Origin of the sequence: Pannonibacter sp. I15F10I1, from assembly GCF_900185665.1 — a bacterium.
Taxonomy (GTDB): domain Bacteria; phylum Pseudomonadota; class Alphaproteobacteria; order Rhizobiales; family Stappiaceae; genus Pannonibacter; species Pannonibacter indicus.
The window spans coordinates 364788-391351 of the sequence record NZ_FYAN01000028.1 but is presented as its reverse complement, the minus strand read 5'-3'; the positions used below and the strand labels follow the sequence as shown (position 1 = coordinate 391351).

Here is a 26564-nt window from a genome sequence, read left to right as displayed (position 1 = left end):
ACCGCCCTTGCGGCGGGCAATGCCTGCGGAGCAGCGCCGTGACAGACAGATCTTTCCACGCCGGGCCGCAGCATCTGCTGCAGGCCACCGGCATCACCAAATCCTTTCCCGGCGCGCTCGCCCTCGACAACGTGGATTTCACCCTGCAGGCGGGCGAGGTGCATGCCCTGCTCGGCGAGAATGGCGCGGGCAAATCCACGCTGGTGAAATGCCTGACCGGCGCCTACCGGCGCGACCGGGGCGACATCCTGCTGGAAGGCCGCAGGATCGACCCGCGCGACACGCTGGACGCCCAGACCATGGGCATCGGCACCGTCTATCAGGAGGTCAATCTCCTCGGTAACCTGACGGTGGCCGAAAACCTCTTTCTCGGCCGCCAGCCCATGCGCTTCGGCATGGTCCACACCCGCGAGATGGAAGCACGCGCCAAGGTGCTGCTGGCCGGCTACGGCCTTGATATCGACGTGCGGCGCAGCCTGTCGGCCTATCCGGTCGCCGTGCAGCAGATCATCGCCATCGCCCGTGCGGCGGATCTCTCCGGCAAGGTGCTGATCCTGGACGAGCCCACCGCCAGCCTCGACACCCAGGAAGTGGAGATGCTGTTCAACGTGGTGCGCGGCCTCAAGGCGCGCGGCCTCGGCATCGTCTTCATTTCCCACTTCCTCGATCAGGTCTACGAAATCTGCGACACGGTGACGATCCTGCGCAATGGCCGCAAGGTCGCCACCCGTGCCGCCCTGGGGCTGCCGCGCCTTGATCTGGTGGCCCTGATGCTGGGCCGCGATCTGGAGGCCGAAACGCGGGAGCGGGCCGTTCACACGGCACCGGAAGGCGAAGCTGCGCTGCAGTTCCGCCAGTTCGGCCGCAAGGGTCATGTTGCCCCCTTCGACCTCGCGGTCCATCCGGGTGAAGTGGTGGGCATGGCGGGCCTGCTCGGCTCCGGCCGCACGGAAACCGCCGAAGTTCTGTTCGGCGCCCCCCCCGCCGATACGGGCGAGGCACGGATGGATGGGCGGGTGTTGAAACTCGGCTCGCCGCGTCAGGCCATTGCCGAAGGCTTTGCCTTCTGCCCGGAAGACCGCAAGCATGACGGCATCATCGCCGAGCTTTCGATCCGCGAGAACATTGCCCTTGCGCTGCAGGCGCGGCGCGGCTGGATGCGGCCCGTGCCGCGCAAGGAGCAGGTGGCGCTCGCCGACAAATACATCAAGGCGCTCGATATCCGCACCACCAGCCGGGAAAAGCCCATCGGCCAGCTTTCCGGCGGCAACCAGCAGAAGGCGCTTCTGGCCCGCTGGCTGGCGCTCAATCCCAAGTTCCTCATCCTCGACGAGCCGACGCGCGGCATCGACGTGGGCGCCCATGCGGAAATCATCCGCCTGATCGAGGATCTTTGCGCCAAGGGCATGTCGCTGCTGGTGATTTCCTCCGAACTGGAGGAACTGGTGGTCTACAGCCACCGGGTGATCGTGGTGCGCGACCGGGCGCATGTGGCCGAACTGACAGGAGAGGACGTGACCCCGCACAAGGTGATGCAGGCCATCGCAGAGGCCGGACATGGACATGTGCCCGCTCAGGACCAGGCCAGAGGAGCAGCCGAATGAAGCCCTTCCTCGAGGCCGCAGGCGGCTTTTTCCGTCGCTTTGCCCCGCAGCTGATCACCCTCGCCGTGGTGCTGACGCTGAACACCCTGCTGTTTCCCGGCTTTCTCGACATCGGCATTGCCAACGGGCGGCTCTACGGCAGCCTGATCGACATTCTCAACCGCGGCGCACCGGTGGCCCTGCTCGCCATCGGCATGACGCTGGTCATCGCCACGCGCGGCATCGACCTGTCGGTGGGCGCCGTCATGGCGATTTGCGGCGCGGCGGCGGCGGCAACGGTGGCCAGCAGCGGCAGCGCCGTGGCGGCCATCACCGTTGCCCTTGGGATTGGTCTGGCCTGCGGGCTGTGGAACGGCATTCTCGTTGCGCTGCTGAACATCCAGCCGATCATTGCCACGCTCATCCTTATGGTCGCCGGGCGCGGCATTGCCCAGCTCATCACCGAAGGCACCATCCTCACCTTCACCCACGAGGGGCTGATCTTTGTCGGCAGCGGCTCGCTCTTCGGCCTGCCCATGCCGGTTGTGCTGTGGCTGGCGGCCGCCCTCATTGCAGCTCTTCTGGTGCGCCGCACCGCCCTTGGCCTTCTCATCGAGGCCGTCGGCATCAACCGCCGCGCCAGCAGCCTCGCCGGTGTCAATGCCGGGGTGCTGATCGTCGCCGTCTACATGATCTCCGGCCTTGCCGCAGCGGTGGCAGGCATCATCGCCGCCGCCGATATCCGCGGCGCCGATGCCAACAATGCCGGGCTGTGGCTGGAGCTGGACGCCATTCTCGCCGTCGTCATCGGCGGCACCTCGCTGCTCGGCGGGCGCTTCACCCTGTTCGGCACCGCCCTTGGCGCACTCATTATCCAGTCGATCAACACCGGCATTCTGATCTCCGGCTTTCCGCCGGAATTCAATCTGGTGATCAAGGCCAGCATCATCATCGTGATCCTGCTGATCCAGTCGCCTGCCATCCAGAGCCTTTTCACCGTGTTGCGCCGCCAGCCGGAAAGACCAGCCAAGAGGGAGCTGTCCAAGCCATGACATCCCGCCAGCTTCCGCTTCTCATCACGCTCGCCGTCTTCGTGCTGGCCTATGCCATCTGCTACACCCAGTATCCGGCCATGCTGTCCACCCGTGTTGCGGGCAACCTTCTGACCGATAACGCCTTTCTCGGCATTGCCGCCGTCGGCATGACCTTTGTCATCCTCTCGGGCGGCATTGACCTGTCCGCAGGTTCGGTCATCGCCTTCACCGGTGTGCTGCTCGCGGTGCTGCTGCGCGACACATCCATTCATCCGCTGGCGGCTTTCGCATTGGTGCTGGTGCTGACATCGGCTTTCGGTGCGGCCATGGGCGGCATCATCCACGCCCTCGCCATGCCGGCCTTCATCGTCACGCTGGCGGGAATGTTTCTGGCGCGGGGGCTTGCCTTCGTCCTGTCGACCGAATCCATCCCCGTCACCCATGAATTCTACGGCACGCTGCAGGACATGTTCATCCGCCTGCCGGGCAAGGGGCGCCTGACGTTGATCGGCGGCATCATGCTGCTGACCGTTGCGGCCGGCATCTTCCTGGCCCACCGCACCCGCTTCGGCACCAATGTCTATGCCCTGGGCGGCGGGGTGCAGACGGCCCGGCTGATGGGCGTGCCGGTGGGCCGCACCACGGTGCAGGTCTATGCCCTTTCCGGCTTCCTGTCGGGCCTCGCGGGCATCGTCTTTTCGCTCTACACTTCGGCCGGTTACTCGCTGGCAGCGGTGGGGGTGGAGCTGGACGCGATTGCCGCCGTCGTCATCGGCGGCACCCTGCTCACAGGCGGCAGCGGCTATGTGGCGGGAACTTTTGCCGGGGTCCTGATCATGGGCCTGATCCAGACCTATATCATCTTCGATGGCTCACTTTCGAGCTGGTGGACCAAGATCGTGATCGGATTGCTGCTCTTTGCCTTCATTTTGTTGCAGAAGGGCCTGGTTTGGTTTACCGGCGGGGTGGACAGGCGCATGCATCAAGCCAGCTAGAGGAGGCCCCCGGAGGGCCTTGGGAACCGGACATGAACGTGATGGAGCCCAGTATCGCAAACTTCTCCCCGCGCAACAGCCATGGGCGCGTGGTGGATGTGCTGGGCCGGGAAATCGTGGAAGGGAAATACCCTTCCGGCGCCGTTCTTCCGGGTGACAATGAGCTGGCCGAGCGCTTCCAGGTGTCGCGCACCGTGCTGCGCGAGGCGATGAAGACGCTGGCCGCCAAGGGCATGGTGCAGGCCCGCGCGCGCATCGGCACCAAGGTCACCGACCGCAAGTTCTGGAACCTGTTCGACGGCGATGTGCTGAGCTGGCACTTCAGCGGCGGCGTCGATGCCGCCCTCTTCAATCATCTGTCCGATGTGCGGCTGGCACTGGAGCCAGCGGCCGCATCCATGGCCGCCCTCAACGCCAGTGACGATGACATCCGCACCCTGCACCGGCTGACCGATGCCATGCGCGACGCGGAAGACGCCCGCGCCTTCGCCGAAGCCGACATGAAGTTCCATCTGGCCGTGCTGGAAGCCTCGCGCAATCCGTTCATGAGCTCGGTCGGCAGCCTCATCGGCGCGGCCCTCGTCAGCATTTTCCGCCTCAGCTCTCCCACGGGCAGCCGCGAAGGCTTTGCCGAAACCGCTGGCACGCACCGCGCCATTGCCGATGCCATCGGCCAGCGCGACCCTCAGGCCGCTGCAAAGGCCATGGAGCGCGTCATCATCATCGGCCGCGACCGGGTGCTGCCCAGCGCCAGACAGGACGCTGCAGACGCTTCTGCGTGAAGTCAGAACCTCTTATGCCAAGGCTTTCGATGCTGACGCATCTCGCCTTGAGATTGCTCAGGCGCCGCACGGGCTTGACCAACTCCCGGTGAGCCAAGCTCACCGGGAGTTGGTATCACAAACGGATGACGAACAGCTTGCGGGTGGTTTCGATCACCTCCCAGATGCCGGAAAAGCCGGGCTGGATGATGAAGCTGTCGCCGGTCTTCAGATCGCGCACAGAACCGTCCGCATCGGTCAGGCGGGAATGGCCGGACAGGATCGTGCAGAACTCCCATTCATCATAGGAGACACGCCAGGCGCCCGGCGTTGATTCCCAGGCGCCGGTGAACTGCCGCTCACCATCGCGGGTCTCGAGCAGCCAGGTGGTGAAGCGCGGGTCCCCCGAGATCACCTTTTCGGGGGCCGGTGCATCGTGCTCCGGCGTCAGCTGATCCAGATCGAGCGGAAGAAAGTGCTTCATGCGGCCTCGCTGCATTTCCGGAGACGGTTCCAGACCATGGCACAGGACGGGAAAACGAAAAAGGCAGGTTCAGTTTCCTGAACCTGCCTCGCCGAGGTTACCCTCGAAGTGGTGGAGCCAATCGGAATCGAACCGACGACCTCTTGAATGCCATTCAAGCGCTCTCCCAACTGAGCTATGGCCCCGAAACTTTTGAACCGGCTTGGGTCACCAGCGTCTGTGGAGGCGGGTTATAGAGGGGGTCTTCGAATTGATCAAGAGGCTTTTGCCAGAAAAATCAAAAACCGCCTGTGGACAACTCAACCCCTTGAAAAACCCCGCAGAAATCTGCGCATCCATGAGCCGGCAAAGGCCCGGAACAGCAAGGGGCGAGGCCCTGGCGCACCGGTTGCCCCGATGGCCTGCAGCCCCGCCCCCTTGAAGACTGGAGAATAAGGATCCGGCAGCAGCAGCTTGCCGGATGCCCTTTTCAACAGCTGCCGGCCTTAGCGGTCGGTATCGTCGTCCATCTCGACAACGATGCCCGGGACGGCTTCGTCTTCGTCTTCCTCGTCTTCGATGAAGACATCGTCATCGGCGTCATCGTCGATGGCCGCTTCGTCGTCATCGCCCAGATCCGGAACGATATCGCCCTCGACCTCGGCATCGGCCTCTTCCAGGGAGACCAGCTCGGGAGCCACCAGATCCTCTTCATCCTCGTCCTCGTCCTCCTGCTGGACGACGCGGGAAGCCTTGGCAGCGCGGCTGCTCGACACGATGTCGAACAGGGTGCCGCACTTCGGGCAGGTGATGGGGTTGCGGTTCAGGTCGTAATATTTGGCGCCGCAGCTAGGGCACAGCCGCTTTGTGCCGAGTTCAGGTTTTGCCACCGTGCTTACCCTTTGTTCGTGCTCGAGGGTTTGTCCAAAATTCTGTCTCCGGCACTTCCGGGCTGGAACGCCTCTGTCCAGTCCGCAAACGCCGGGGCCGTCTTGCTCAAGGCGCGGCCCTTAAATGCGGCGCGCCCTCATGTCAAAGCCAAATGACCGGCCTCGTTGACTGAAGCATTCTCAGGCGCTGCGCAAGCAAAAATTCGTGCCATCCCGCACTCGCGGATGACGGGGGCATGGACCCGTGTTAGGAGTGACCACTTTTTCAGGCTCCGCAACTTCCGGAATTGACCATGTCTCACGCTTCGACGCCCCGCCCCTTGCGTTCGCGCGCCGGTTCCGCCCTCACGGGCCGCATCCGCGTGCCGGGGGACAAATCCGTCTCGCACCGCTCGCTGATGTTCGGCGCCCTGGCTGTCGGCCGCACCACCGTGACCGGCCTGCTGGAAGGCGAGGATGTGCTGAACACCGCCGGTGCCATGCGCGCGGCCGGTGCACGCATCCACAAGGATGAGAACGGCACCTATCACATCGACGGTGTTGGCCTCGGCAGCCTGCTGGAGCCGGAAGACGTGATCGACTTCGGCAATGCCGGCACCGGCGTACGCCTGACCATGGGCATCTTCGGCACCCATCCGATTGCCGCCACCTTCGTGGGTGATGCCTCCCTGTCCCGCCGCCCGATGGGCCGCGTGCTGGATCCGCTGCGCCAGATGGGCACGCAGGTCGTCGCCCGCGCCGGGGACCGGCTGCCGCTGTCCATCCGCGGCGCCGACATGCCGCTGCCGATCACCTACCGTGTGCCGATGCCTTCGGCGCAGGTGAAGTCGGCGGTGCTGCTGGCCGGCCTCAACACACCAGGCGAAACCGTCGTGATCGAGCCCATCGCCACCCGCGACCACACCGAGAAGATGCTCGCCGGTTTCGGCGCCGATATCTCCGTGACGATTGACGAGCAGGGTGCCCGCATCATCCGCCTCAAGGGCCGTCCGGAACTGAAGGCGCAGGCCATCGACGTGCCGGGCGATCCCTCCTCTGCCGCCTTCCCGATCGTCGCCGCACTGATCACACCGGGCTCCGATGTGACGGTGGAAAACGTGCTGCTCAACGAGCACCGCACCGGCCTTATCACCACGCTGATCGAGATGGGCGGCGACATCACCATCGAGAACGAGCGCATGGCGGGCGGTGAGCGGGTGGGCGACATCCGCGTCAGGGCCAGCAAGCTGAAGGGCGTCACCGTCCCCGCGAACCGCGCGCCGTCCATGATCGACGAATATCCGGTGCTCGCCGTGGCAGCGGCCTTTGCCGAGGGGGACACTCACATGCCCGGCCTTGAAGAGCTGCGCGTGAAGGAGTCCGACCGTCTGGCCGCTGTGGCGCGCGGACTGGAAGCCAACGGCATTCCTTGCAAGGAAGGCGAGGCAGAGCTGACCGTGACGGGCGGCGCCTCCGGCATCGGCGGCGGCATCGTGACCACCCATCTCGACCACCGCATCGCCATGAGCTTCCTCGTGCTTGGCCTTGCCAGCGGCAAGGCCGTGACGGTGGACGACGGGGCGGTGATCGCCACCAGCTTCCCCACCTTCACCAGCCTCTTTGCAGGCCTTGGCGCCGAGATCAGCGAACTGGAGGACGCGCGCGCATGATCATTGCCATCGACGGACCCGCCGCTTCCGGCAAGGGCACGCTTGCCCGCCGCCTCGCCGCCCATTTCGGCCTGCGGCATCTTGACACCGGCCTCACCTACCGGGCGGTTGCCGCTGCGCTTCTGGCGCAGGGCCTGCCGCTCGGGGACGAGAAGGTGGCCGTCGATATTGCCGGGCGTCTTGACCTTGGCCACATGGACCGCAGCGCCCTCTCCGCCCACGAGGTTGGCGAGGCCGCCTCACGCATTGCCGTGCTGCCGGGCCTCAGGGATGAACTCGTCCGCCTGCAGCGCGCCTTTGCCCAGACCCCTCCCGGTGCGGTTCTGGACGGGCGCGACATCGGCACGGTGGTCTGCCCGGATGCGGATGTGAAGCTCTATGTCACCGCCGCCCCCGAGGCGCGCGCCCGGCGCCGCACGGCGGAAATCCTCTCGCAGGGCAAGGAGGCGGAATTCGCCTCCGTGCTGGAGGATCTGAAGCGCCGGGACGAGCGGGACATGAACAGAACCGTCGCTCCGCTGCGCCAGGCGGACGGTGCGCACTTGCTAGATACGACCGGAATGGGTATAGAGACGGCGTTCCAGGCGGCTGTGGATATCGTCACCTCCGCCCGGGCATCCTGATCAGGAGCCTCGGAAAGACCCGCCCGGCCATGCCGGAGAGCGGGATTTCGGCTTGATCAAACAGGCAGCCTTGTGACGGGCAGGCGGGTCAGCCCCCCTCTCCGCCGGCATGGGCCGCATGAAGGAATTCCGGTTCGGGCAGCCGCTGATGCAGTGCCCGGACCAAGGACGTTACGGATCTCCGCCTTCCGTCCGCCGGCCCGCGCCGGATCTGCTTTTGGGGCAGGTTCTGCGTGGAAGGATGCCACCTTGCGGTGGTGTCCCGGAAGGAATGGGGGTCCATCATCAACACCAGCCCAGCCGGCGACGCCAGCAATGGCACCAGGAGTTTTTATGTCTGCAATGAACCCCTCCACCGAGGATTTCGCCGCCCTTCTGAACGAGTCCTTCACCACGAACGACCTCTATGAAGGGTCCGTCGTCAAGGGCATCATCGTTGCCATCGAGAAGGACCTCGCCGTCATCGACGTCGGTCTGAAGGTCGAAGGCCGCGTTCCGATGAAGGAATTCGGCGTCAAGGGCCGTGATGGCGACCTGAAGGTTGGCGACGAGGTCGAGGTCTATCTCGAGCGCGTCGAAAACGCTCTCGGCGAAGCCGTGCTGTCGCGCGAAAAGGCGCGCCGCGAAGAAAGCTGGGTCCGTCTCGAAGTGTCGTTCGAGAAGGGCGAGAAGGTCACCGGCCAGATCTTCAACCAGGTCAAGGGCGGCTTCACCGTCGATCTGGATGGCGCCGTTGCCTTCCTGCCGCGTTCGCAGGTCGATATCCGCCCGGTGCGCGATGTCACCCCGCTGATGCACACCCCGCAGCCGTTCCAGATCCTGAAGATGGACAAGCGCCGCGGCAACATCGTGGTGTCCCGCCGCGTCGTGCTGGAAGAGACCCGCGCCGAGCAGCGTTCGGAGCTGGTGCAGAGCCTGGAAGAAGGCCAGACCGTGGAAGGCGTGGTCAAGAACATCACCGATTACGGTGCGTTCGTCGACCTCGGCGGCATCGACGGCCTGCTGCATGTCACCGACATTGCATGGCGCCGCATCAACCACCCGTCGGAAGTTCTCACCATCGGCCAGTCCGTCCGCGTGCAGATCATCCGCGTCAACCAGGACACGCACCGCATCAGCCTCGGCATGAAGCAGCTTGAAACTGATCCGTGGGATGGCATCGAAGCCAAGTACCCGATCAGCGCCAAGTTCTCGGGCCGCGTGACCAACATCACCGATTACGGTGCATTCGTTGAGCTGGAGCCGGGCATCGAAGGCCTGATCCACGTGTCCGAAATGTCCTGGACCAAGAAGAACGTCCATCCGGGCAAGATCGTTTCGACCTCTCAGGAAGTCGACGTCATGGTCCTGGAAGTTGATCCGGTCAAGCGCCGCATCTCGCTCGGTCTCAAGCAGACCCTGCAGAACCCGTGGGATGCTTTCGCAGAACGCTTCCCGGTCAACACGGAAGTCGAAGGCGAAGTCAAGAACAAGACCGAATTCGGTCTGTTCATCGGCCTCGAAGGCGACGTGGACGGCATGGTGCACCTCTCCGACCTCGACTGGAACCGTCCGGGCGAGCAGGTCATCGAGGAGTACAAGAAGGGCGACATGGTCAAGGCCGTGGTGCTCGACGTGGACGTGGAGAAGGAGCGTATCTCGCTCGGCATCAAGCAGCTCGGCGGTGACCCGTTCGAAGCTGGCGCCGCTGGCGAACTGCGCAAGAACGCCATCGTCTCCTGCGAAGTCATCGAAGTGAAGGATGGCGGTCTGGAAGTGAAGGTTGCCGACGGCGATCTCACCGCCTTCGTCCGCCGCGCCGATCTGGCCCGCGACCGCGACGGCCAGCGCCCCGAGCGTTTCTCGGTTGGCGACAAGTTCGACGCCCGCATCACCCAGTTCGACAAGAAGACCCGCCGCATCTCCGTCTCCATCAAGGCGCTTGAAATCGCCGAGGAGAAGGAAGCCGTGGCACAGTACGGTTCTTCCGACACGGGTGCCTCGCTCGGCGACATCCTGAGCGCTGCTCTGAAGGCCCGCGACGAGGATTGATCCCCGTCCGGTCGCCTGACCTGAAACTGGAGCGCCCCGGTCAAAAGCCGGGGCGTTTTGTTTGTGCGGGGGCATCTCTCGCCAAGACGGGACGGCGCGTGTAGTCTGCCGCCTCTGCCCCGGAAACCGGGGCGCTGGAAGGACGCCGGGACGCTCATGATCCGCTTTGACCTCAATCCCCGCCTTGAAGGCGACAGCCTGCACGTCACCGATCTGCCGCTCTGCGCAGTGCGGCTGATGAAGGATGCCAATTACCCCTGGGTGCTGCTGGTGCCGCGCCACAGCGACCTGATCGAGATCATCGACCTTTCCGAAGAGGACCGGCTGCAGCTGATGCGTGAGATTGCCCGTGTCAGCGAGGCCCTGCGTGCCATCACAGCCTGCGAAAAGCTGAATGTCGGCGCCCTTGGCAACATGGTCTCCCAGCTCCATCTGCACATCATTGCCAGGTTCCACGAGGACCCGGCCTGGCCCGGCCCGGTCTGGGGCGCCGTTCCGGCCAAGCCCTATGAGCCGGGCGTTGCGGAGGATCTTGTCAGCCGCCTTCGCATCGCATTGGGCGCCGGACAGCAGGCCTGAGCCAGCGAATTTCCGAGGGAGACTGAACTTATGGCATCGGACGCAGTGGTCCTGGCAAAAAGCCCGGCCAGCATGAGCTTTACCGTAAACCCGCTGGACCGCTGCTCGGAGCTGCGCGGCAAGGCGGAGTGGCTGATTGAACAGATCACCCGCCCCGAAGCACGCTTCGTTGCTTCCACCGCCGGCAAACTGGTGCTGACGAAGACCAGCGGCACCCCTGCGATCCGCCATGACCGGACCGGTGCCGACCGGCTGGGTTTTGATCCGGCGGAGGCCATTCTGCTGGGTCTGGAAGGGGACGAGCGCCGTCCGCTGTTCGCCTTTGCCTGCACCGGCACGGACGAGGAACTGGAACTGCGGCCGGACCTCGAAGTCATCGATCTGCGCAGCCTGGCCGTCCGCGCCGATCTGCCGGAGGCCGATCTGGGCGCGCTGGCGCAGACGCGTGCACTTGTGCACTGGCACATGAGCCACCGTTTCTGCTCGCGCTGCGGCCAGAAAAGCGTGATGGCGGAGGCCGGTTACCGGCGCGATTGCCCGGCCTGCGGCGCCATGCATTTCCCCCGCACGGACCCGGTGGTGATCATGCTCATCACCCATCAAGACAAGGTGCTGCTGGGCCGCCCGCCGCGCCTTGCGGAAGGCATCTTCACCGTTCTGGCCGGCTTCATGGAGCCGGGCGAGACCATTGAAGACGCGGTGCGGCGCGAGACTTACGAGGAATCGCGCATCCGTGTCGGTGATGTCTCCATTGTGCTGAACCAGCCATGGCCCTTCCCCGCCAACCTGATGCTGGGCTGCACGGGCGAGGCGCTGACGGATGAGATTGCCTTCGAGCAGGACGAGCTGGAGGCCTGCCGCTGGTGTGACCGGGCTGAAGTCCGCCAGATGATGGCCGGCACCCATCCGCTCGGCCACCGCACCCCGCCGCCCATCTCCATCGCCCATCAGCTGATCGCAGGCTGGCTGGCGGAGGAAGGCGCATGAGGCTGGTTCACCGCAGGTTCCTTTCCGCACTGCTGCCGCTTGCTGCGCTTCTTGCCGTCCTCGGCCCGGTGCAGGCCGCCTATGAGGCGGAGTTCCGTGCCTTCCTGTCCGGCAAGGTGGCACCTGCCGCCCGCGCCGCAGGCGTGCCGCAGGCTGTGATCGACCGGGAACTCTCCGGCCTGACGCCGGATGAAAAGTTGCCCGGCCTCAGCCGCCCGGACCGGCCGGAAGCCCCGCCTGCCGTGAATTTCCAGGCCGAGTTCAAAGCCCCCGGCGGCTACTTCCAGGACAAGCAGTTCCGCGCACTGGCAGGCCCCGGCCGCAGCCTGATGCAGAAACATGGCGCCACCCTGAAGGCGGTGGAAGCGCGCTATGGCGTTCCGGCGCGGATCATCGTTGCTATCTGGGGCCGGGAGACCGGCTATGGCGCGGCGAAGATCCCGCATGACGGCCTGCGCGTGGTGGCGACGCGCGCCTTCATGGGAGAGCGGCGGGAGTTCTTTCTGGGTGAGACGGTGGCCGCGCTGCAGATCCTTGCCGATGGTCATATCACCCGCGCGGAACTGAAAAGCTCCTGGGGCGGGGCCATGGGCCAGCCGCAGTTCCTGCCCTCATCCTTCCTGAAATATGCCGTCGATTTCGACGGTGACGGCCGCCGCGACATCTGGCGCTCCGTGCCCGATACGCTGGCCTCCATCGCCAATTATCTCAGCCAGCATGGCTGGGAGCGTGGCCGCGACTGGGGCTATGAGGTGGTGCTGCCGCACTCCGTCTCCTGCTCCCGCGAGGGGCCGGACCAGCAGCAGGCGATCTCCCGCTTTGTCCGCGAGGGCGTCACCCGGGTGCGCGGGCGCGAATTTCCCAAGGCCGAACTCGGCAAGCCCGCCAATATCCTGATGCCCGCCGGGCGCCATGGCCCGGCCTTTCTGGCGACGGCAAACTTCTATGTGCTGAAGGCCTATAACGAGAGCGACGTCTACGCCCTCTTCGTCGGCCATCTGGCCGACCGCTATGGCCGCGACGAGGGCTTTGCCGCGAACTGGGACCCCACGCCGCACCTGTCACGCGGCGCCGTGCGCGACCTGCAGCTGAAGATGCAGAAGGCAGGCTATGACGTCGGCAAGCCCGACGGCCTCATCGGCTTCAAGACCCGCCGCTCCCTAGGCCTGATGCAGGAAAAGGCCGGCCGCAGGGCCACCTGCTGGCTGGAGTGAGGCAAGCGTGCTCATCGGGATTTGATATTACTCACTCACCACTCCCGCATCGGCCGTTTCCAGATTAAAGGCGGCGGACATGAGGGCGCGGGTGTAGCCTGAGGCGGGATTGGTGAAGACCTGCGCCGCCGGGCCTGCCTCCACCACCTTGCCATGGCGCATGACGATGACGTCATTCGCCAGCGCCCGCACCACCTTGAGGTCGTGCGAGATGAACAGATAGGCAAGGCCGCGCCGCTTCTGCAGGTCGCGCAGGAGGTCCACCACCTGCGCCTGCACGCTCATGTCGAGGGCAGACGTCGGCTCGTCCAGCATGACGAATTTCGGCTCCAGCACGAGGGCACGGGCGATGGAGATCCGCTGGCGCTGGCCGCCGGAAAACTCATGCGGATAACGGAAGCGGGAAGCAGCATCGAGCCCCACTTCTTCCAATGCCTTGGCAACGATCCGGTCACGCTCTGCCTCGCTCAGGCGCGGCTGATGCACCTTGAGGCCCTCGCCGACGATATCGGCAACGGACATGCGCGGGCTGAGCGCGCCGAAGGGGTCCTGGAACACGATCTGCATGTCGCGCCGCAGCGGGCGCATGTCATCCCAGGACAGGCCGGAAATGGTCTTGTCCTTGAAACGGATGGCGCCCTGTGAGGAGATCATGCGCAGGATGGCAAGACCCAGCGTCGTCTTGCCGGAGCCGCTTTCGCCGACGATGCCGAGCGTCTGCCCTTCGCGCAGGGTGAGGTCAATGCCGTCCACCGCCTTCACGTGGCCCACCGTGCGGCGCAGCAGGCCGCGGCGGATGGGGAACCACACCTTCAGGTCCTTTGTTTCCACCACCACCGGGCGGCTCAGGTCCTCGGCAGGCGGCTCACCCTTGGGCTCGGCAGCCAGCAGATGGCGGGTATAGGTGTGCTGGGGATTGCGGAACACCTCTTCCACCGTCCCCTGCTCGACAATCTCACCCTTCGTCATGACGCAGACCCGGTCAGCGATCTTGCGCACGATGCCAAGGTCATGGGTGATGAACAGCATGGCCATGCCGCGCGCCGTCTGAAGGTCCTTCAGGAGCTTGAGGATCTGCGCCTGCACGGTCACGTCGAGCGCCGTGGTCGGCTCGTCGGCGATCAAGAGCTCCGGCTCGTTGGCCAGCGTCATGGCGATCATGACACGCTGGCGCTGGCCACCGGAGAGCTGGTGCGGATAGGAGCCGAGGCGGCTTTCCGGCTCGGGAATGCCCACCTGCGTCAGCAGTTCCAGCACCCGCGCCCGGGCCGCCTTGCCGCCCATGCCGCGATGCACCTTGAGGATTTCCTCGATCTGCCGCTCCACCGTATGCAGCGGGTTGAGTGAGGTCATCGGCTCCTGGAAGATCACGGAAATGTCGTTGCCGCGAAGCTTGCGCATTTCCTCTTCGCTGGCTGACACAAGCTCCTTGCCCTTGAAATGGATCGTGCCGCCCGGATGGGACGCAGACGGATAGTTCAGGAGCTTGAGGATCGACATGGCCGTCACCGACTTGCCCGATCCGCTTTCCCCCACAAGCGCCAGCGTTTCGCCGGGCCGCAGATCGAAGCTCACCTTGTTGACCGCAAGACTGGTTGCCCCGCCTTGCGTGAAGGCGGTGCAGAGATCCTTGACGGAAAGAAGCGGCGTGTCGGTCATGTTCATGGCCGGACTCCCTTGGTGCAAGCTCATCAGACAAAACTCTTGCGCGGATCGAAGGCGTCGCGCACCGCCTCGCCGATGAAGATCAGCAGGCTGAGCATGAGCGAGATGACGAAGAAGCCGGTGATGGCGATCCAGGGGGCCTGAAGGTTGTTCTTGCCCTGCGCCAGCATTTCGCCCAGCGAGGCGGAACCGGGCGGCAGGCCGAAGCCGAGGAAATCCAGCGCCGTCAGCGTCGAGATCGAGCCGTTGAGGATGAAGGGCATGAAGGTCAGCGTCGCCACCATGGCGTTGGGCAGGAGGTGCCGCCACATGATCGTGCGGTTGGACACCCCGAGCGCACGGGCTGCGGCGATATATTCAAAATTCCGCCCGCGCAGGAATTCCGCCCGCACGACGCCCACGAGAGATACCCATGAGAAGGCAAGCAGGATGAAGAACAGGGTCCAGAAGCCGGGTATCAGCACGGAGGAGATGATGAGGATGAGATAGAGCGTCGGGATGGCGCTCCAGATCTCGATGAAACGCTGGAACAGAAGGTCGACCCAGCCGCCATAAAAGCCCTGCACAGCGCCCGCACCGATGCCGATGCCGGAAGAGGCAATGGTGAGCACGAGACCGAAGATCACCGAAATGCGGAAACCGTAGACAAGACGGGCGAGGATATCGCGGCCCTGATCATCGGTTCCGAGCCAGTTCCAGTTGCCCATGGTGCAGCCGGGATCTTCCGCCCCCAGCGGATAGCGGGCACAGCGCTGCTCCTTGTCCATCATCCAGGAGGGCGGCGCCGGGGCCGGCACCGGAATGTCGCGGTTGACCGTCCGGTATGAATAGCGCACCGGCGGCCAGATCATCCAGCCATTGGCGCTGATTTCGTCCTGAATGAAGGGATCGCGGTAATCGGTGACGGCCAGAAATCCGCCGAACTTCTCTTCCGGATAGTCGACCAGAACCGGTGCCAGCAGCTCGCCCTTGTAGGAGACGAGCACCGGCTTGTCGTTGACCAGAACCTCCGCAATGAGCGACAGGCCGAAAAGCACGAGGAAGATCCAGAGCGACCAGTAGCCGCGCCGGTTGGCCCGGAAATTGGCAAGGCGGCGCCGGTTGATCGGCGACAGGGAGAAGCGGCCGCGCGGGGCAGGCGCTGCCACGGAAGAGGCGGATGCCGTGCTGGTGCTGTCCATGGCTCAGACCTCCCGGCTTTCAAAGTCGATCCGGGGATCGATCCAGGTGTAGGTGAGATCGGAGAGGAGGTTCACCAGAAGCCCCATGAGCGAGAAGATGTAGAGCGTCGCAAAGACCACCGCATAGTCCCGGTTGATGACCGATTCAAAGCCGAGCAGACCCAGACCATCGAGGGAGAAGATGGTTTCGATCAGCAGCGATCCGGCAAAGAAGGACGAGATGAAGGCACCGGGGAAGCCCGCCACCACGATCAGCATGGCATTGCGGAACACATGGCCATAGAGCACCTGCCGCTCTGTCAGGCCCTTGGAACGGGCAGTGATCACGTATTGCTTGCGGATTTCGTCGAGGAACGAATTCTTGGTGAGCAGGGTCGTCGTGGCAAAGGCCGAGAGCACCATGGCCGCCAGCGGCAGGGTCATATGCCAGAAGTAATCCGCGATCTTGCCGAAGAGCGACAATTGCTCCCAATTGTCGGAGGTGAGGCCGCGCAAGGGGAACCAGTCGTAGAAGGAGCCGCCTGCAAACAGCACGATCAGCAGCACGGCAAAGAGGAAGCTGGGGATCGCGTAGGCGACGATGATCACCCCTGACGTCCAGATATCGAAGCGCGAGCCGTCCTTCACCGCCTTGCGGATGCCGAGCGGGATGGAAATCGTGTAGGAAATCAGCGTCATCCAGATGCCGAGCGACATGGAAACCGGCAGCTTTTCCTTGATCAGGTCGATGATGCGGATGTCGCGGAAGTAGCTCTCGCCGAAATCGAAGCGGGCATAATTCCACAGCATGGTGAGGAACCGCTCCAGCGGCGGCTTATCGAAGCCGAACTGCGCCTCAAGCTGCTTGATGAAGTCGGGATCCAGCCCCTGTGCACCGCGGTACTTGGAGCTGACGCTGTCGCCGGCGGTGGCCTGCGCCTGTCCGCCCGCACCGCCGAAGTCGCCGCCGCCACCGCCGCTGATGCGCGATGTGGCCGAAACATCGGTGCCCGAAAGCTGGGCGATGACCCGCTCCACCGGACCACCGGGGGCAAACTGAATGATGACGAAATTGATCGCCATGATCCCCACAAGCGTCGGGATCATGAGGAGCAAGCGGCGGAGAATATAGGCGCCCATGTGTCTGGTCTTGTGCCCTTGTGCCGGAATGGATGCGAGGCGTCAGTGCCTCTCAGCCCCCCATGCCAATCTTCTTTGCCTTTTCGGTGTCAAACCACCAGGTCGATTCCACCGGAAAATCATAATACGGCGGCTCATCGGGATAGCCGAACACATCCCAGATTGCCACCGTGTGAACAGGCTTGAACCAGTGCGGCACCCAGTAATGCCCGGCCCGCAGAACCCGGTCGAGCGCCCGCGCAGCGATGTTCATCTCCTCGCGGGTGGCTGCGCCGATGGCCTTTTCAAGCAGCGCATCGATGACCGGACTGCTGATACCGGCCAGATTGTAGCTGCCATTGGTCCTGGCGGCCCGGCTGCCCCAGAAACTGCGGACCGATTCGCCCAGCGTCGGCGACAGGGAGAAGCGGCGGCTGGTCATCTCGAAGTCAAAGCTGTTCAGCCGCGACTCATACTGCGCCGGATCGACAACGCGGGACGTTGCCGCGATGCCGAGGCGGCGCAAGTTGGTGATGAAGGGCTGAACGACACGGTCGAACGCGGAGGAATTGTCGAGGAATTCGATGGTGAAGGGCCTGCCATCCGCATCCAGCAGCGTGCCGCCATCCCGCTTCAGCCCGGCTTCGGCCAGAAGGCCGGCGGCACGGCGCAGCAGGTTGCGGTCATTGCCTGACGCGTCGGAAACCGGCGCCACGACGGCTTCCTCAAAAACAGCTTCCGGCAGATCAGCGCGGAAAGGCTCCAGCAGTGCCAGTTCCTCCGCCGAAGGCGTGCCTTCGGCCATCATCTCCGTCTTCTGGAAGAAGGACTGGGTGCGGGTATAGGCGCTGTGGAAGAGGTTCTGGTTCGACCATTCGAAGTCGAAGACCAAACCGATCGCCTCGCGCACGCGCGGATCGGCAAATTTCGGCAGGCGGGTGTTGAAGAACCAGCCCTGCGCCCCGCTCGGCCGGTTGTCGGGGAATTCCTTCTTCACCACGCGGCCGTCCTGCACGGCGGGGAAGTTGTATTCGGTCGCCCAGGTTCTGGCGGTGAATTCCTCCTGGAAGGTCATCACCCCCTTCTTGAAGGCCTCGAAGGCGACCTGACGCTCCCGGAAGAACTCAAGCCGGATCACGTCGAAATTGCCCTGTCCCACGCTGACCGGCAGGTCCTTGGCCCACCAGTCCTTCACCCGCTCATATTCGATGAAGCGGCCGACTTCGTAGCGGCCCACCTTGTAGGGGCCGGAGGACAGCGGCGGCGTCAGCGTCGACTGGGTGAAGTCATAGGCCGTGTAGTAGCGCTTGGAGAAGACCGGCAGACCGGCCACGATCAGCGGCAGCTGGCGGCTGTGATTGCCGGAGAGGATCACCTCCACCCGCGACACATCCAGCGCATTGGCGGTGGTGAACTCCTGCAGCATCTGGACGAGCAGCGGATGGCCCTTCTCCTTCAGCAGATTGAAGGAAAAGGCCACGTCTTCCGCCGTCAGACGCGATCCGTCATGGAACACGGCCTCGGGCCGCAGATGGAAGACATAGCGGTTGCCGTCATCGAGAATTTCCACGCCCGAAGCGAGCAAGCCATAGGCCGCATCCGGTTCGTCAAGCGCCCGGGTCATCAGCGTGTCGAAGCACATCTCCATGCGCGGCGGCGCATCACCCTTCAGGATGAAGGTGTTGAAGGTGTTGAAGGTCTGCGGGTTCTGGTTGAAGGCCCAGCTCGGCGGCGTGAAAACGATCCGCCCGCCCTTCGGCGCCTCCCGGTTCACATAGTCAAAGGCGGTGAAATCAGGCGCATATTTCAGGTCACCGAAGACCGACAGGCCGTGGCGCAACTCCGGCCTTGCCGCCGCTTCCGCTGCTGCAGTGGCCGGAGCATCGGCTGCCGCAGGACTTGTCCCCTGCGCCAGGGCCGAGGCGCCCCAAGGCAGGACACCGAGCGCGGACGCCGAGGCGCCCAGCTTGAGAATGGAACGGCGGGAAAGGGTGTCAGGCCGGTTCATTGCGCGCCTCCCGTCTTGGCTGCCAGGCTGGCGTCATGCCACCAGATCGTTGGGAATCCGTAGGTAAACTCCGGCATGTTGTCCGGATGGCCGAAGCGGTTCCAGCGGGCCGTGCGGTCCACGTCAGCATAGAATTGCGGGATCACGTACTGGTTCCAGAGCAGCACCCGGTCCAGCGCCCGCGTGGCGGCCACCAGCTCTTCGCGGTCCTTGGCGAAAATGACCCTGTCGATCAGCTTGTCCACGGCTGGATTGCGGATGCCGGCGTAATTCTGCGAATTCTCGCGGTCAGCCGATTCCGAGCCCCACATGTTGCGCTGCTCGTTGCCCGGAGACAGGGACTGTGCCCAAACCAGCGTCGTCATTTCGAAATCGCGGCTGTTCACGCGGTTGATGTACTGGGGCATGTCAACGACCCGCAGGGTCATCGTGATACCGATGTCCCGCAGATTCTGCTGATAGGGCAGCAGCGTGCGCTCCGCGCCCTGGTCGAAATAGAGCATCTCAAAGGAGAGCGGAGTGCCCTGTGCATCCACCATCCTGCCGTTCTGAAGGCTGTAGCCTGCCTCGCGCAGCAGTTTCACCGCCTCGCGCAGGTTGGCGCGCGCCTTTTCAGAAGAGCCCCCGACCGGGTTGACATAGGGCGTGGTGAAGACCTCCGGCGGCACCTCATCGCGCACGGTTTCCAGAATCTCCAGCTCCTTGCCCTCGGGCAGGCCCTTGGCTTCCAGTTCATCGGTGCCGGCGAAATAGGAGTTGATCCGCTTGTTCAACCCGCCGGAGATGATGGTGTTGCTGGTTTCGAAGTCATAGGCGTAGTTCAGCGCCAGGCGGACGCGCGGATCCTGGAACTTCTTCAGCCGCAGATTCGGCACGAAGGCCTGCATCCGGCCCGAACCGTGGTCGATGAACTCCTCTTTCACCACGCGGCCATCGCGCGCAGCCGGAAAGTCATAGTTCTTCAGCCAGGCGCTGGCGCTGTTCTCCAGGTGAAAGTCGTACTGGCCGCCCTTGAAAGCCTCGAAGGCAACCGTGCGGTCGAGGAAGGAAATGTAGCGGACTTCATCGAAATTGTTGGTGCCTACCCGGATCGGCAGGTCTTCCCCCCAGTAATCCTGGACACGCTCATAGACGACTTCGCGGTTGGCGACGAAGCTCTTCATCCGGTAAGGACCCGAGGCAAGCGGCGGCTCCAGCGTGGTGCGGGAAATGTCGCGCTTGTTGCCTCGCGCGTCCGTGCCTTCCCACCAGTGCTTCGGCAAGACGAGGATCTGGCCGACCGTGTGCGGCAGTTCGCGGTTGCCGGCAGAGGCAAAGCTGAAGCGGATGACGCCGCCCGGCAGCTCCTCCACCTTGCTCACGTCCTTGTAGTAGAATTTCTGCTGCGGGCTGAGTTCGATCGCCTTTTCAAAGGACCAGATCACATCCTGCGCCGTGATGGGCGTGCCGTCCTGCCAGCGGGCCTTGGGGTTGAGCCGGTACTCGACCCAGGAATAATCGTCAGGATAGCGCATGGCTTCGGCAATGACGCCATACATCGAGCTGATGTCATACTCGTCGAGCGAGGATTCCATCAGGCTTTCGTAGATGAGACCAAGGCCCGGCGCGAGATTGCCGCGCGGGGCGAGCACGTTGAAATTGTCGAAGCCGCCGATGGAAGACAGTTTGACCGTACCGCCCTTGGGGGCGTCCGGATTGACATAGTTGAAGTGGGTGGCATCCGCCCCGTAGCGCGGTTCACCGGTGAGTGCCGTGGCATGGCGCCATTGCGGCTCCTCTGCAGCCCTTGCCTGCCCCCCGCTCATTTGCCAGCAAGCCATGGTCATGACTGCCGCTGTCATCAATGCACGGAAGGAAGCCTTGCGGGCTAGCGTCATCAACTGTTCTCCTGTCCAGCGGTCCGCCAGCCAGCCGCCCATGATGGATACAGCCTGCCGCGGGCTCAAATCAGCCGCAACCGCCGCTATAGTAAAAGGCGATGTGCCGTGCCGTCACCGGGTAAAACGGGAGATGACAGAAATTTAACCGGCAGTGCCCGCCGGACACGGAAGCGCAAGTCCGGGGAACCGGAAATCCACGCAAACAAAAACCGCGCCCTGGGGGGACGCGGTTCCTGCGTTTTCTGTGCCGTGCAGCTTTACTGCGGCAGCGGAGCCGGATTGTCCGACAGGCTGTTCAGGTAAACCAGCATGGAAGCGCGCTCCTCTGCACGCTTGAGACCGGCAAAGCCCATGGCCGTGCCAGGCATGTGGCCGCGCGGGTTCTCGATGAAGGCATCCAGCTCTTCGATGGTCCAGGCGGTATGGGTTTCGCCATAGGCCTTCATCGCGGCGGAATAGGCAAAGCCCTCATGCGCACCCGGCGCACGGCCGACGATGTCCCACAGATCCGGACCGACCTTGTTCGGGCCGCCCTTTTCAAAGCTGTGGCAGGCAACGCACTTTCTGGCGGCCCTTTCGCCATCAGAAAGCGAAGCAGCAGCCAGCAGCTGCGGCAGCGGAACAGCTTCCGCGGCAGCCGGTGCAGCCGCACCTTCACCTGCCTCTGCCACCTCGATTTCGTACCCAGGCTTCTCCGGCACCTTGGTCTCAAAAATCACATCAGAGACGATGCCCACGCCCATCGTCAGAAGAAGCACCATCAAAACCGCTCCCGCGGCCTTGTTCAGCTCGAAGGAATCCATCAGGTCTGGCTCCAGATTAACGCGTCCATGGCCCGCCCCCCCAGAGGCGGAACCATAATCTGCTCCATGAATTTGGGCTGGAAACTACAAATTTTTTGACGCCGCTGTCCATAGGTATAAAAGTCCCGGCACAAGGAAATTGGGCCTTCTACGCATTAAGACGCAGAAGTGGGGGCCCGGCAGCACCCGGAGCAAGGCGTGACATCGGCACTTGTTATTATACCCTCGCGTCTGGCAGCGACTCGTTTGCCGGAAAAACCCCTTGCAGACATAGCTGGCAAACCCATGATCGTCCGGGTTCTGGAGCAGGCTCTGGCGGTGGATATCGGCCCGGTAGCGGTTGCCTGCGATGACAGGCGCATCTTCGAGGCCGTCCGCGATCACGGCGGCCACGCCGTCATGACCAGTCCCGATCACCAGTCCGGCTCGGACCGCATCCAGGAAGCGGCGAACATTCTCGATCCGGAGCGCAAGTTCGATGTGGTGCTGAATCTGCAGGGGGATGTGCCGCTGATTGCCCCGGAAGCGGCCCGCGCCGCCTTCCTGCCGCTGGCCGATCCCTCCGTGGACATCGGCACCATCATGACCGAGATCCGCACCGAAGAGGGCCGCAACAACCCGGCCTTCGTGAAGGCCGTGGTGACACCGGTGGAGGGCGATCGCTTCCGCGCCCTCTATTTCACCCGGGCCACCGCCCCCACCGGCTCCGGCCCGCTCTACCAGCACATCGGCGTCTATGCCTACCGGCGCAGCGCGCTGGACCGGTTCGTCTCCCTGCCGCCCTCCGGCCTTGAGCTGCGGGAAAAGCTGGAGCAGTTGCGCGCGCTGGAAGACGGCATGCGAATCGATGTGTGCCTGACGCCGACCGTCCCCATCGACGTGAACACACCGGAGGATCTCGATCACGTGCGCAAGCTGTTCGAGGGGCGCTAAGCCCCTCTTCCGGCCTTGCCCTCCGGGCACTTCCTCTTTAATCGCAGAGAGCCTCAAACAGCAGAAAGCGGACGTCCATGTCTGACCGCAAGAAAATCGTGTTCCAGGGCGAGACCGGTGCCAATTCGCACATGGCCTGCCACAGCGTTTACCCGGATTACCAGGCCATCCCTTGCGCGACGTTCGAGGACTGCTTTACGGCCATGGAATCGGGTGAGGCCGATTTCGGCATGATCCCGGTGGAGAATTCCATCGCGGGCCGCGTGGCCGACATCCATTACCTGCTGCCGCGCTCCAGCCTGCACATCATCGGCGAATATTTCATGCCGATCCGCTTCCAGCTGATGGCGCTGAAGGGCGCGACGCTGGACGGGCTGAAGAGCGTGCAGAGCCATGTGATGGCCCTTGGCCAGTGCCGCAACATCATCCGCGAACTGGGCCTGAAAGCCATTGTCGGCGCCGACACCGCAGGCTCTGCCCGCCAGATCGCGGAGAGCGGCGACCTGACGGCCTCGGCCCTTGCCCCGGAAATGGCGGCGGATGTCTATGGCCTCGATATTCTGAGGCGCAATGTGGAGGATGCGGAGCACAACACGACGCGCTTCCTCATTCTCTCGCGCAGCCCGGCGCGTGCGGCCAACAACGGCCAGCCGGTGATCACCACCTTCATCTTCCGCGTCCGCAACGTGCCGGCCGCGCTTTACAAGGCGCTCGGCGGCTTTGCCACGAACGGTGTGAACATGACCAAGCTGGAATCCTACCAGCTGGAAGGCCAGTTCTTCGCCTCCATGTTCTATGCCGATATCGAGGGCCATCCGGATGATCCGTCCGTGGCGCTGGCGCTGGAAGAGCTTGCCTTCTACTGCGCCGAACTGAAGATCCTCGGCGTCTACCGGGCCAGCCCCTTCCGCGAGAAGATCCGCGAGCCCGAGGCCAACCGCGCCCTGCGCCCGACCCCTTCCGTCTGATCTCCAATCCTTCCGGCCGCGCACCGTCTGCGCGGCCCGGCAACTGTGGACTGCCATATGACCAAACCGGCCTTTGATGCCCTGTGCATCGGCAATGCGATCTGCGACGTCTTCGCCCATGTGGAGGAAGATTTCCTCGTGCGGGAGAACCTTGTGAAGGGCTCCATGCGCCTCATCGACACGGCGGAAGCCTTGCGCCTTTACGAGCGCATGGGCCAGACCGTGCTGATCTCGGGCGGCAGCGCGGGCAACACGGCGGCAGGCATTGCGTCGCTCGGCGGCAAGCCGGCTTATCTCGGCAAGGTGGCCAATGACGTTCTGGGCGCCAGCTACGCCCATGACATGAAGGGCACGGGCGTGCATTTCGAGACGGCCCCGCTGGTGGACAGCGTGCCGACGGCCCGCTCCATGATCCTGATCACGCCGGATGGCGAGCGCACCATGAACACCTACCTGGGGGCCTGCGTCGAGCTGTCGCCGGCAGACGTGGACCCGGCGGTCGTCGGCGCCTCGGCCGTCACCTACATGGAAGGCTATCTGTGGGATCCCCCCGCTGCCAAGGAGGCCTTCCTGCAGGCTGCCCGGATCGCCCATGAAAATGGCCGGCTGGTCGCAATCTCCCTGTCCGATTCCTTCTGTGTCGACCGCTACCGCAGCGAGTTCCAGGGACTGCTGCGCGACGGCGTGGTGGATCTGATGTTTGCCAACGAACACGAGCTGAAGGCACTCTACCAGACCGCCGACATCGATACGGCCATCCGCGCCGCAGCCGGGAGCTGCAAGCTGACCGCCCTGACCCGCGGCGAGGATGGCGCCATGGCGATCACCCGCGAGGAAACCGTGCACGTGCGCGCCAACGAGGTGAGCGAGGTCGCCGACCTGACCGGAGCGGGCGATCTCTTCGCCTCCGGCTTCCTCTATGGCCTTGCCCATGATTTCGATCTGGCCACCTCCGCCAGCCTCGGCTGCCTGTGCGCCTCTGAAGTCATTGCCCACGTGGGCGCCCGCCCGCAGAAAAGCCTCAAGTCCCTCGCCACGGACAGCGGCTTCACGCTCTGATACCGGGGCGCGTTGATACCAGGGCGCACAATGGAAAAACCCTCCGGCGGGTGAACCGCCGGAGGGTTTTTCATGTCATATGCAGGCCTGTTTCCTGCCAGAGCTTTCGAGGCCAGAGCTTTCGAGGCCGCTGGGGGATCTCACGCCGCGCGGATATCGGCAAAGAAGGTTTCCACCTTGCCCTTCAGTGTTTCGGACTGGCGTGCCAGCTCCTGTGAGGAGGTGAGAACCTGCGATGCGCCCGCCCCCGTGTGAGTTGCCGCCTGCGTAACGGCAACAATGTTGGACGACACCTGCTGCGTGCCTGTGGCAGCTTCCGTGATGTTGCGGACAATCTCGCGCGTCGCCGCGCTCTGCTGCTCCACGGCGGCCGCAACGGCAGAAGACGATTCCGAAATCCGCTGGATGATGTCGCCAATCGAGCGGATTGCGGCGGCGACACGGCCCGTGGCACCCTGCATGCCGGTGATCTGGGCATCAATCTCTTCGGTGGCCTTCGCGGTCTGGCTGGCCAGCGATTTCACTTCCGTAGCGACGACGGCAAAGCCCTTGCCCGCCTCTCCGGCCCGCGCCGCCTCGATGGTTGCGTTGAGTGCCAGCAGATTGGTCTGGCCGGCAATGTCGTTGATCAGTTCCACAACGCTGCCGATCTTCTCGGCGGAGGCCACCAGCCCCTCCACCATCGTCTCGGTCTCATTGGCGGCCTTCAGGGCCTTGCCGGCCACATCTGCCGATGACTGCACCCGGTTGGCGATTTCCGCGATGGATGCATCCAGCTCTTCCGACGCCCCGGCAACAGTCTGCACATTGGCCGACGCCTGCTCCGAGGCCGCGCTGACCGTTGTGGCGCTCTGGGCACTTTCTTCTGCCGAAGCAGACAGAGACGCAGCCGTTGCCTCAAGTTCGGAAGAGGCGGCGGCGACGGTGCGCAGGATCAGGCTCACATCGCTGTCAAAGCCATTGATCACCTGCTCGATGGCCATCGCCCGGCGCTCGGCGACGGCACGCTGTTCCGCCTGTTCAGCTTCCAGACGGCGGCGCTCCAGGCCATTGTCCTTGAACACCTGCACGGCAGCTGCCATGGAGCCGATCTCGTCCTTGCGGGTGAGATAGGGCACATCGGCTTCCAGATTGCCCTCAGCCAGCTGGCGCATGGCGCCCTGCATGCCAGCCAGAGGCCGCGTCACACCCGTAACCACGGTGTATCCGGCGAAAGCGATGACAAGAATGGATGCGGCGGCAATGACGATCATGATCGTCTTGGACTGTATGCGGTCTTTCACCGCTTCCGCGTAGACCTGCTGTGCCATCTGGATCTGCATGTTCATCAGCCGCGCAATCGGTTCGCCGACCGGATCAACCGCAGGATAAAGCTCATTCAGCACAAAGGCGTCGAGAGCCCCCGCGTCCTGTGCCTGCAGAATGCCCGCCAGCTTGTTGATGGCAGGCTCTGCGCGGGACTTGGTAGAGACAACCTCGGCAGCCAGCCTTTTTTCCTCAGACCCCATGGAAGTTGAACTATAGGCCATCCACTGAGCCTCGATGATGGCCAGCGCCTCCTTCACCTGGGCTTCGCCGTCGGCCCAGGGCATGTATCCTGACCGGACCTTGTGCGCTGTATCCTTGATGTTGACCGCATACATGTCCGAGACGGTCTTGAGCTGTTCCATGGGAACAACCCGGCCTTCAACGATGGATTCTGTTCTGTCGGATGCATCCTGCAACGCAATCCAGCCTTCGAGGCTTGTTGCAAACAGCGCCAGCGCCAGAAGGCACAGCGAAAGAAAAAGCTTGATGCGGATTGTCATCACGAACTCCAAAAATATAGACATTCTCTCAATCTATCGCTCATTCCTTAATTGAAAATTTCAGTAAAAGTCTAACAAGACTCTACTCACCAATATTTGTTTTATTCAATAAGCAATATTTACAGTTTACACGCGTTTATCGGTTGATTTTTTGCCAGATTCAACTCAAGGGTGAACATATAAACTGAAACTATATAGTGCAATCGAGCGCTATTACACTGTCTTATAGGTGTTTTCCAGATAACCAATACCACCGGGCAAAACTCCATTTACAGTATTTTCCAGTTTTCGAATATTTTGAACTCCACATGAAAAACCCGCCTGGCAAGGCCAGACGGGCAGGGACAGGTAT

General features: G+C 63.5%; 22 protein-coding genes and 1 tRNA gene. 13 read left to right on the top strand and 10 right to left on the bottom strand.

Annotated elements, in window-relative coordinates; genetic code table 11:
• Positions 1-38 precede the first annotated feature (38 nt).
• Genes ytfR through IF10I1_RS20385 form a run of 4 tightly spaced genes read left to right on the top strand, consistent with a single transcriptional unit; the run spans position 39 to position 4394 of the window.
• Complete coding sequence (ytfR, locus tag IF10I1_RS20400; protein ID WP_186391574.1) at positions 39-1604, top strand: galactofuranose ABC transporter, ATP-binding protein YtfR; 1566 nt, start codon at positions 39-41, stop codon at positions 1602-1604.
• Complete coding sequence (locus tag IF10I1_RS20395; RefSeq protein ID WP_186391573.1) at positions 1601-2635, top strand: ABC transporter permease; 1035 nt, start codon at positions 1601-1603, stop codon at positions 2633-2635. Before ytfR ends, IF10I1_RS20395 begins: the two co-directional genes overlap by 4 nt.
• Positions 2632-3612, top strand: a complete 981-nt coding sequence (gene yjfF / locus IF10I1_RS20390) for a galactofuranose ABC transporter, permease protein YjfF (protein WP_186391572.1) — start codon at positions 2632-2634, stop codon at positions 3610-3612. The genes IF10I1_RS20395 and yjfF overlap by 4 nt, the downstream gene beginning before the upstream one ends.
• Positions 3613-3653: 41 nt before the next feature.
• The gene (locus tag IF10I1_RS20385; RefSeq protein ID WP_186391637.1) at positions 3654-4394 is read left to right on the top strand and encodes a FadR/GntR family transcriptional regulator; all 741 of its coding nucleotides are present in this window, start codon (positions 3654-3656) and stop codon (positions 4392-4394) included.
• 115 nt (positions 4395-4509) lie between these two features.
• On the opposite strand, the gene IF10I1_RS20380 is transcribed toward IF10I1_RS20385, so the two are convergent.
• The 3 genes from IF10I1_RS20380 to IF10I1_RS20370 form a co-directional block, all read right to left on the bottom strand.
• Positions 4510-4857, bottom strand: a complete 348-nt coding sequence (locus IF10I1_RS20380; RefSeq protein WP_186391571.1) for a cupin domain-containing protein — start codon at positions 4855-4857, stop codon at positions 4510-4512.
• 109 nt (positions 4858-4966) lie between these two features.
• Positions 4967-5042, bottom strand: a tRNA-Ala gene (locus IF10I1_RS20375).
• 300 nt (positions 5043-5342) lie between these two features.
• A complete protein-coding gene (locus IF10I1_RS20370) occupies positions 5343-5726 on the bottom strand; it encodes a TIGR02300 family protein (RefSeq protein ID WP_019963733.1) in 384 nt (127 codons plus the stop codon).
• Positions 5727-6019: 293 nt separating this feature from the next.
• Between IF10I1_RS20370 and aroA the strand changes: the two genes are divergently transcribed.
• The 6 genes from aroA to IF10I1_RS20340 all read left to right on the top strand — a co-directional run bounded on the left by aroA (position 6020) and on the right by IF10I1_RS20340 (position 12809).
• Positions 6020-7375, top strand: a complete 1356-nt coding sequence (aroA, locus tag IF10I1_RS20365) for a 3-phosphoshikimate 1-carboxyvinyltransferase (protein WP_058898281.1) — start codon at positions 6020-6022, stop codon at positions 7373-7375.
• The gene (cmk, locus tag IF10I1_RS20360; RefSeq protein WP_122519051.1) at positions 7372-7998 is read left to right on the top strand and encodes a (d)CMP kinase; all 627 of its coding nucleotides are present in this window, start codon (positions 7372-7374) and stop codon (positions 7996-7998) included. Before aroA ends, cmk begins: the two co-directional genes overlap by 4 nt.
• A 333-nt stretch (positions 7999-8331) precedes the next feature.
• Positions 8332-10029 carry a 30S ribosomal protein S1 gene (gene rpsA, locus IF10I1_RS20355; protein WP_186424635.1) on the top strand — a complete coding sequence of 566 codons (1698 nt, stop codon included), beginning with the start codon at positions 8332-8334 and terminating at the stop codon, positions 10027-10029.
• A 156-nt stretch (positions 10030-10185) separates the two neighbouring features.
• On the top strand, positions 10186-10608 hold the full coding sequence (locus IF10I1_RS20350; RefSeq protein WP_186424634.1) for an HIT domain-containing protein: 423 nt from the start codon (positions 10186-10188) through the stop codon (positions 10606-10608).
• A 30-nt stretch (positions 10609-10638) separates the two neighbouring features.
• Complete coding sequence (gene nudC / locus IF10I1_RS20345; protein ID WP_186424633.1) at positions 10639-11595, top strand: NAD(+) diphosphatase; 957 nt, start codon at positions 10639-10641, stop codon at positions 11593-11595.
• Positions 11592-12809, top strand: a complete 1218-nt coding sequence (locus tag IF10I1_RS20340) for a lytic murein transglycosylase (protein WP_186424632.1) — start codon at positions 11592-11594, stop codon at positions 12807-12809. The genes nudC and IF10I1_RS20340 overlap by 4 nt, the downstream gene beginning before the upstream one ends.
• Positions 12810-12836: 27 nt before the next feature.
• Here IF10I1_RS20340 and IF10I1_RS20335 read toward each other — a convergent pair whose 3' ends face one another.
• The 6 genes from IF10I1_RS20335 to IF10I1_RS20310 form a co-directional block, all read right to left on the bottom strand.
• Positions 12837-14468 (bottom strand): ABC transporter ATP-binding protein, encoded by a 1632-nt coding sequence (locus IF10I1_RS20335; protein WP_186424639.1) that lies wholly within the window; start codon positions 14466-14468, stop codon positions 12837-12839.
• A gap of 32 nt (positions 14469-14500) precedes the next feature.
• Positions 14501-15655 carry an ABC transporter permease gene (locus IF10I1_RS20330; protein WP_186391563.1) on the bottom strand — a complete coding sequence of 385 codons (1155 nt, stop codon included), beginning with the start codon at positions 15653-15655 and terminating at the stop codon, positions 14501-14503.
• A gap of 3 nt (positions 15656-15658) precedes the next feature.
• Positions 15659-16774, bottom strand: a complete 1116-nt coding sequence (locus IF10I1_RS20325; protein ID WP_019963744.1) for a microcin C ABC transporter permease YejB — start codon at positions 16772-16774, stop codon at positions 15659-15661.
• A gap of 52 nt (positions 16775-16826) precedes the next feature.
• A complete protein-coding gene (locus tag IF10I1_RS20320) occupies positions 16827-18761 on the bottom strand; it encodes an extracellular solute-binding protein (RefSeq protein ID WP_186391562.1) in 1935 nt (644 codons plus the stop codon).
• Positions 18758-20638, bottom strand: coding sequence for an extracellular solute-binding protein (locus IF10I1_RS20315; RefSeq protein WP_186391561.1), 1881 nt, complete (start codon positions 20636-20638; stop codon positions 18758-18760). Before IF10I1_RS20315 ends, IF10I1_RS20320 begins: the two co-directional genes overlap by 4 nt.
• 260 nt (positions 20639-20898) lie before the next feature.
• Positions 20899-21444, bottom strand: a complete 546-nt coding sequence (locus IF10I1_RS20310; RefSeq protein WP_050473413.1) for a cytochrome c family protein — start codon at positions 21442-21444, stop codon at positions 20899-20901.
• A 198-nt stretch (positions 21445-21642) separates the two neighbouring features.
• Between IF10I1_RS20310 and IF10I1_RS20305 the strand changes: the two genes are divergently transcribed.
• From IF10I1_RS20305 to IF10I1_RS20295, 3 genes are all read left to right on the top strand, one after another.
• Complete coding sequence (locus tag IF10I1_RS20305) at positions 21643-22377, top strand: 3-deoxy-manno-octulosonate cytidylyltransferase (protein WP_186391560.1); 735 nt, start codon at positions 21643-21645, stop codon at positions 22375-22377.
• Between the two features lie 77 nt (positions 22378-22454).
• Positions 22455-23345 (top strand): prephenate dehydratase, encoded by an 891-nt coding sequence (locus IF10I1_RS20300; RefSeq protein ID WP_050473415.1) that lies wholly within the window; start codon positions 22455-22457, stop codon positions 23343-23345.
• A 57-nt stretch (positions 23346-23402) separates the two neighbouring features.
• Entirely contained in the window at positions 23403-24404 is a 1002-nt protein-coding gene (locus tag IF10I1_RS20295) for an adenosine kinase (RefSeq protein WP_186424631.1), read from the top strand.
• 140 nt (positions 24405-24544) lie between these two features.
• Here IF10I1_RS20295 and IF10I1_RS20290 read toward each other — a convergent pair whose 3' ends face one another.
• The gene (locus tag IF10I1_RS20290; RefSeq protein ID WP_186424630.1) at positions 24545-26212 is read right to left on the bottom strand and encodes a methyl-accepting chemotaxis protein; all 1668 of its coding nucleotides are present in this window, start codon (positions 26210-26212) and stop codon (positions 24545-24547) included.
• Positions 26213-26564: the final 352 nt, after the last annotated feature.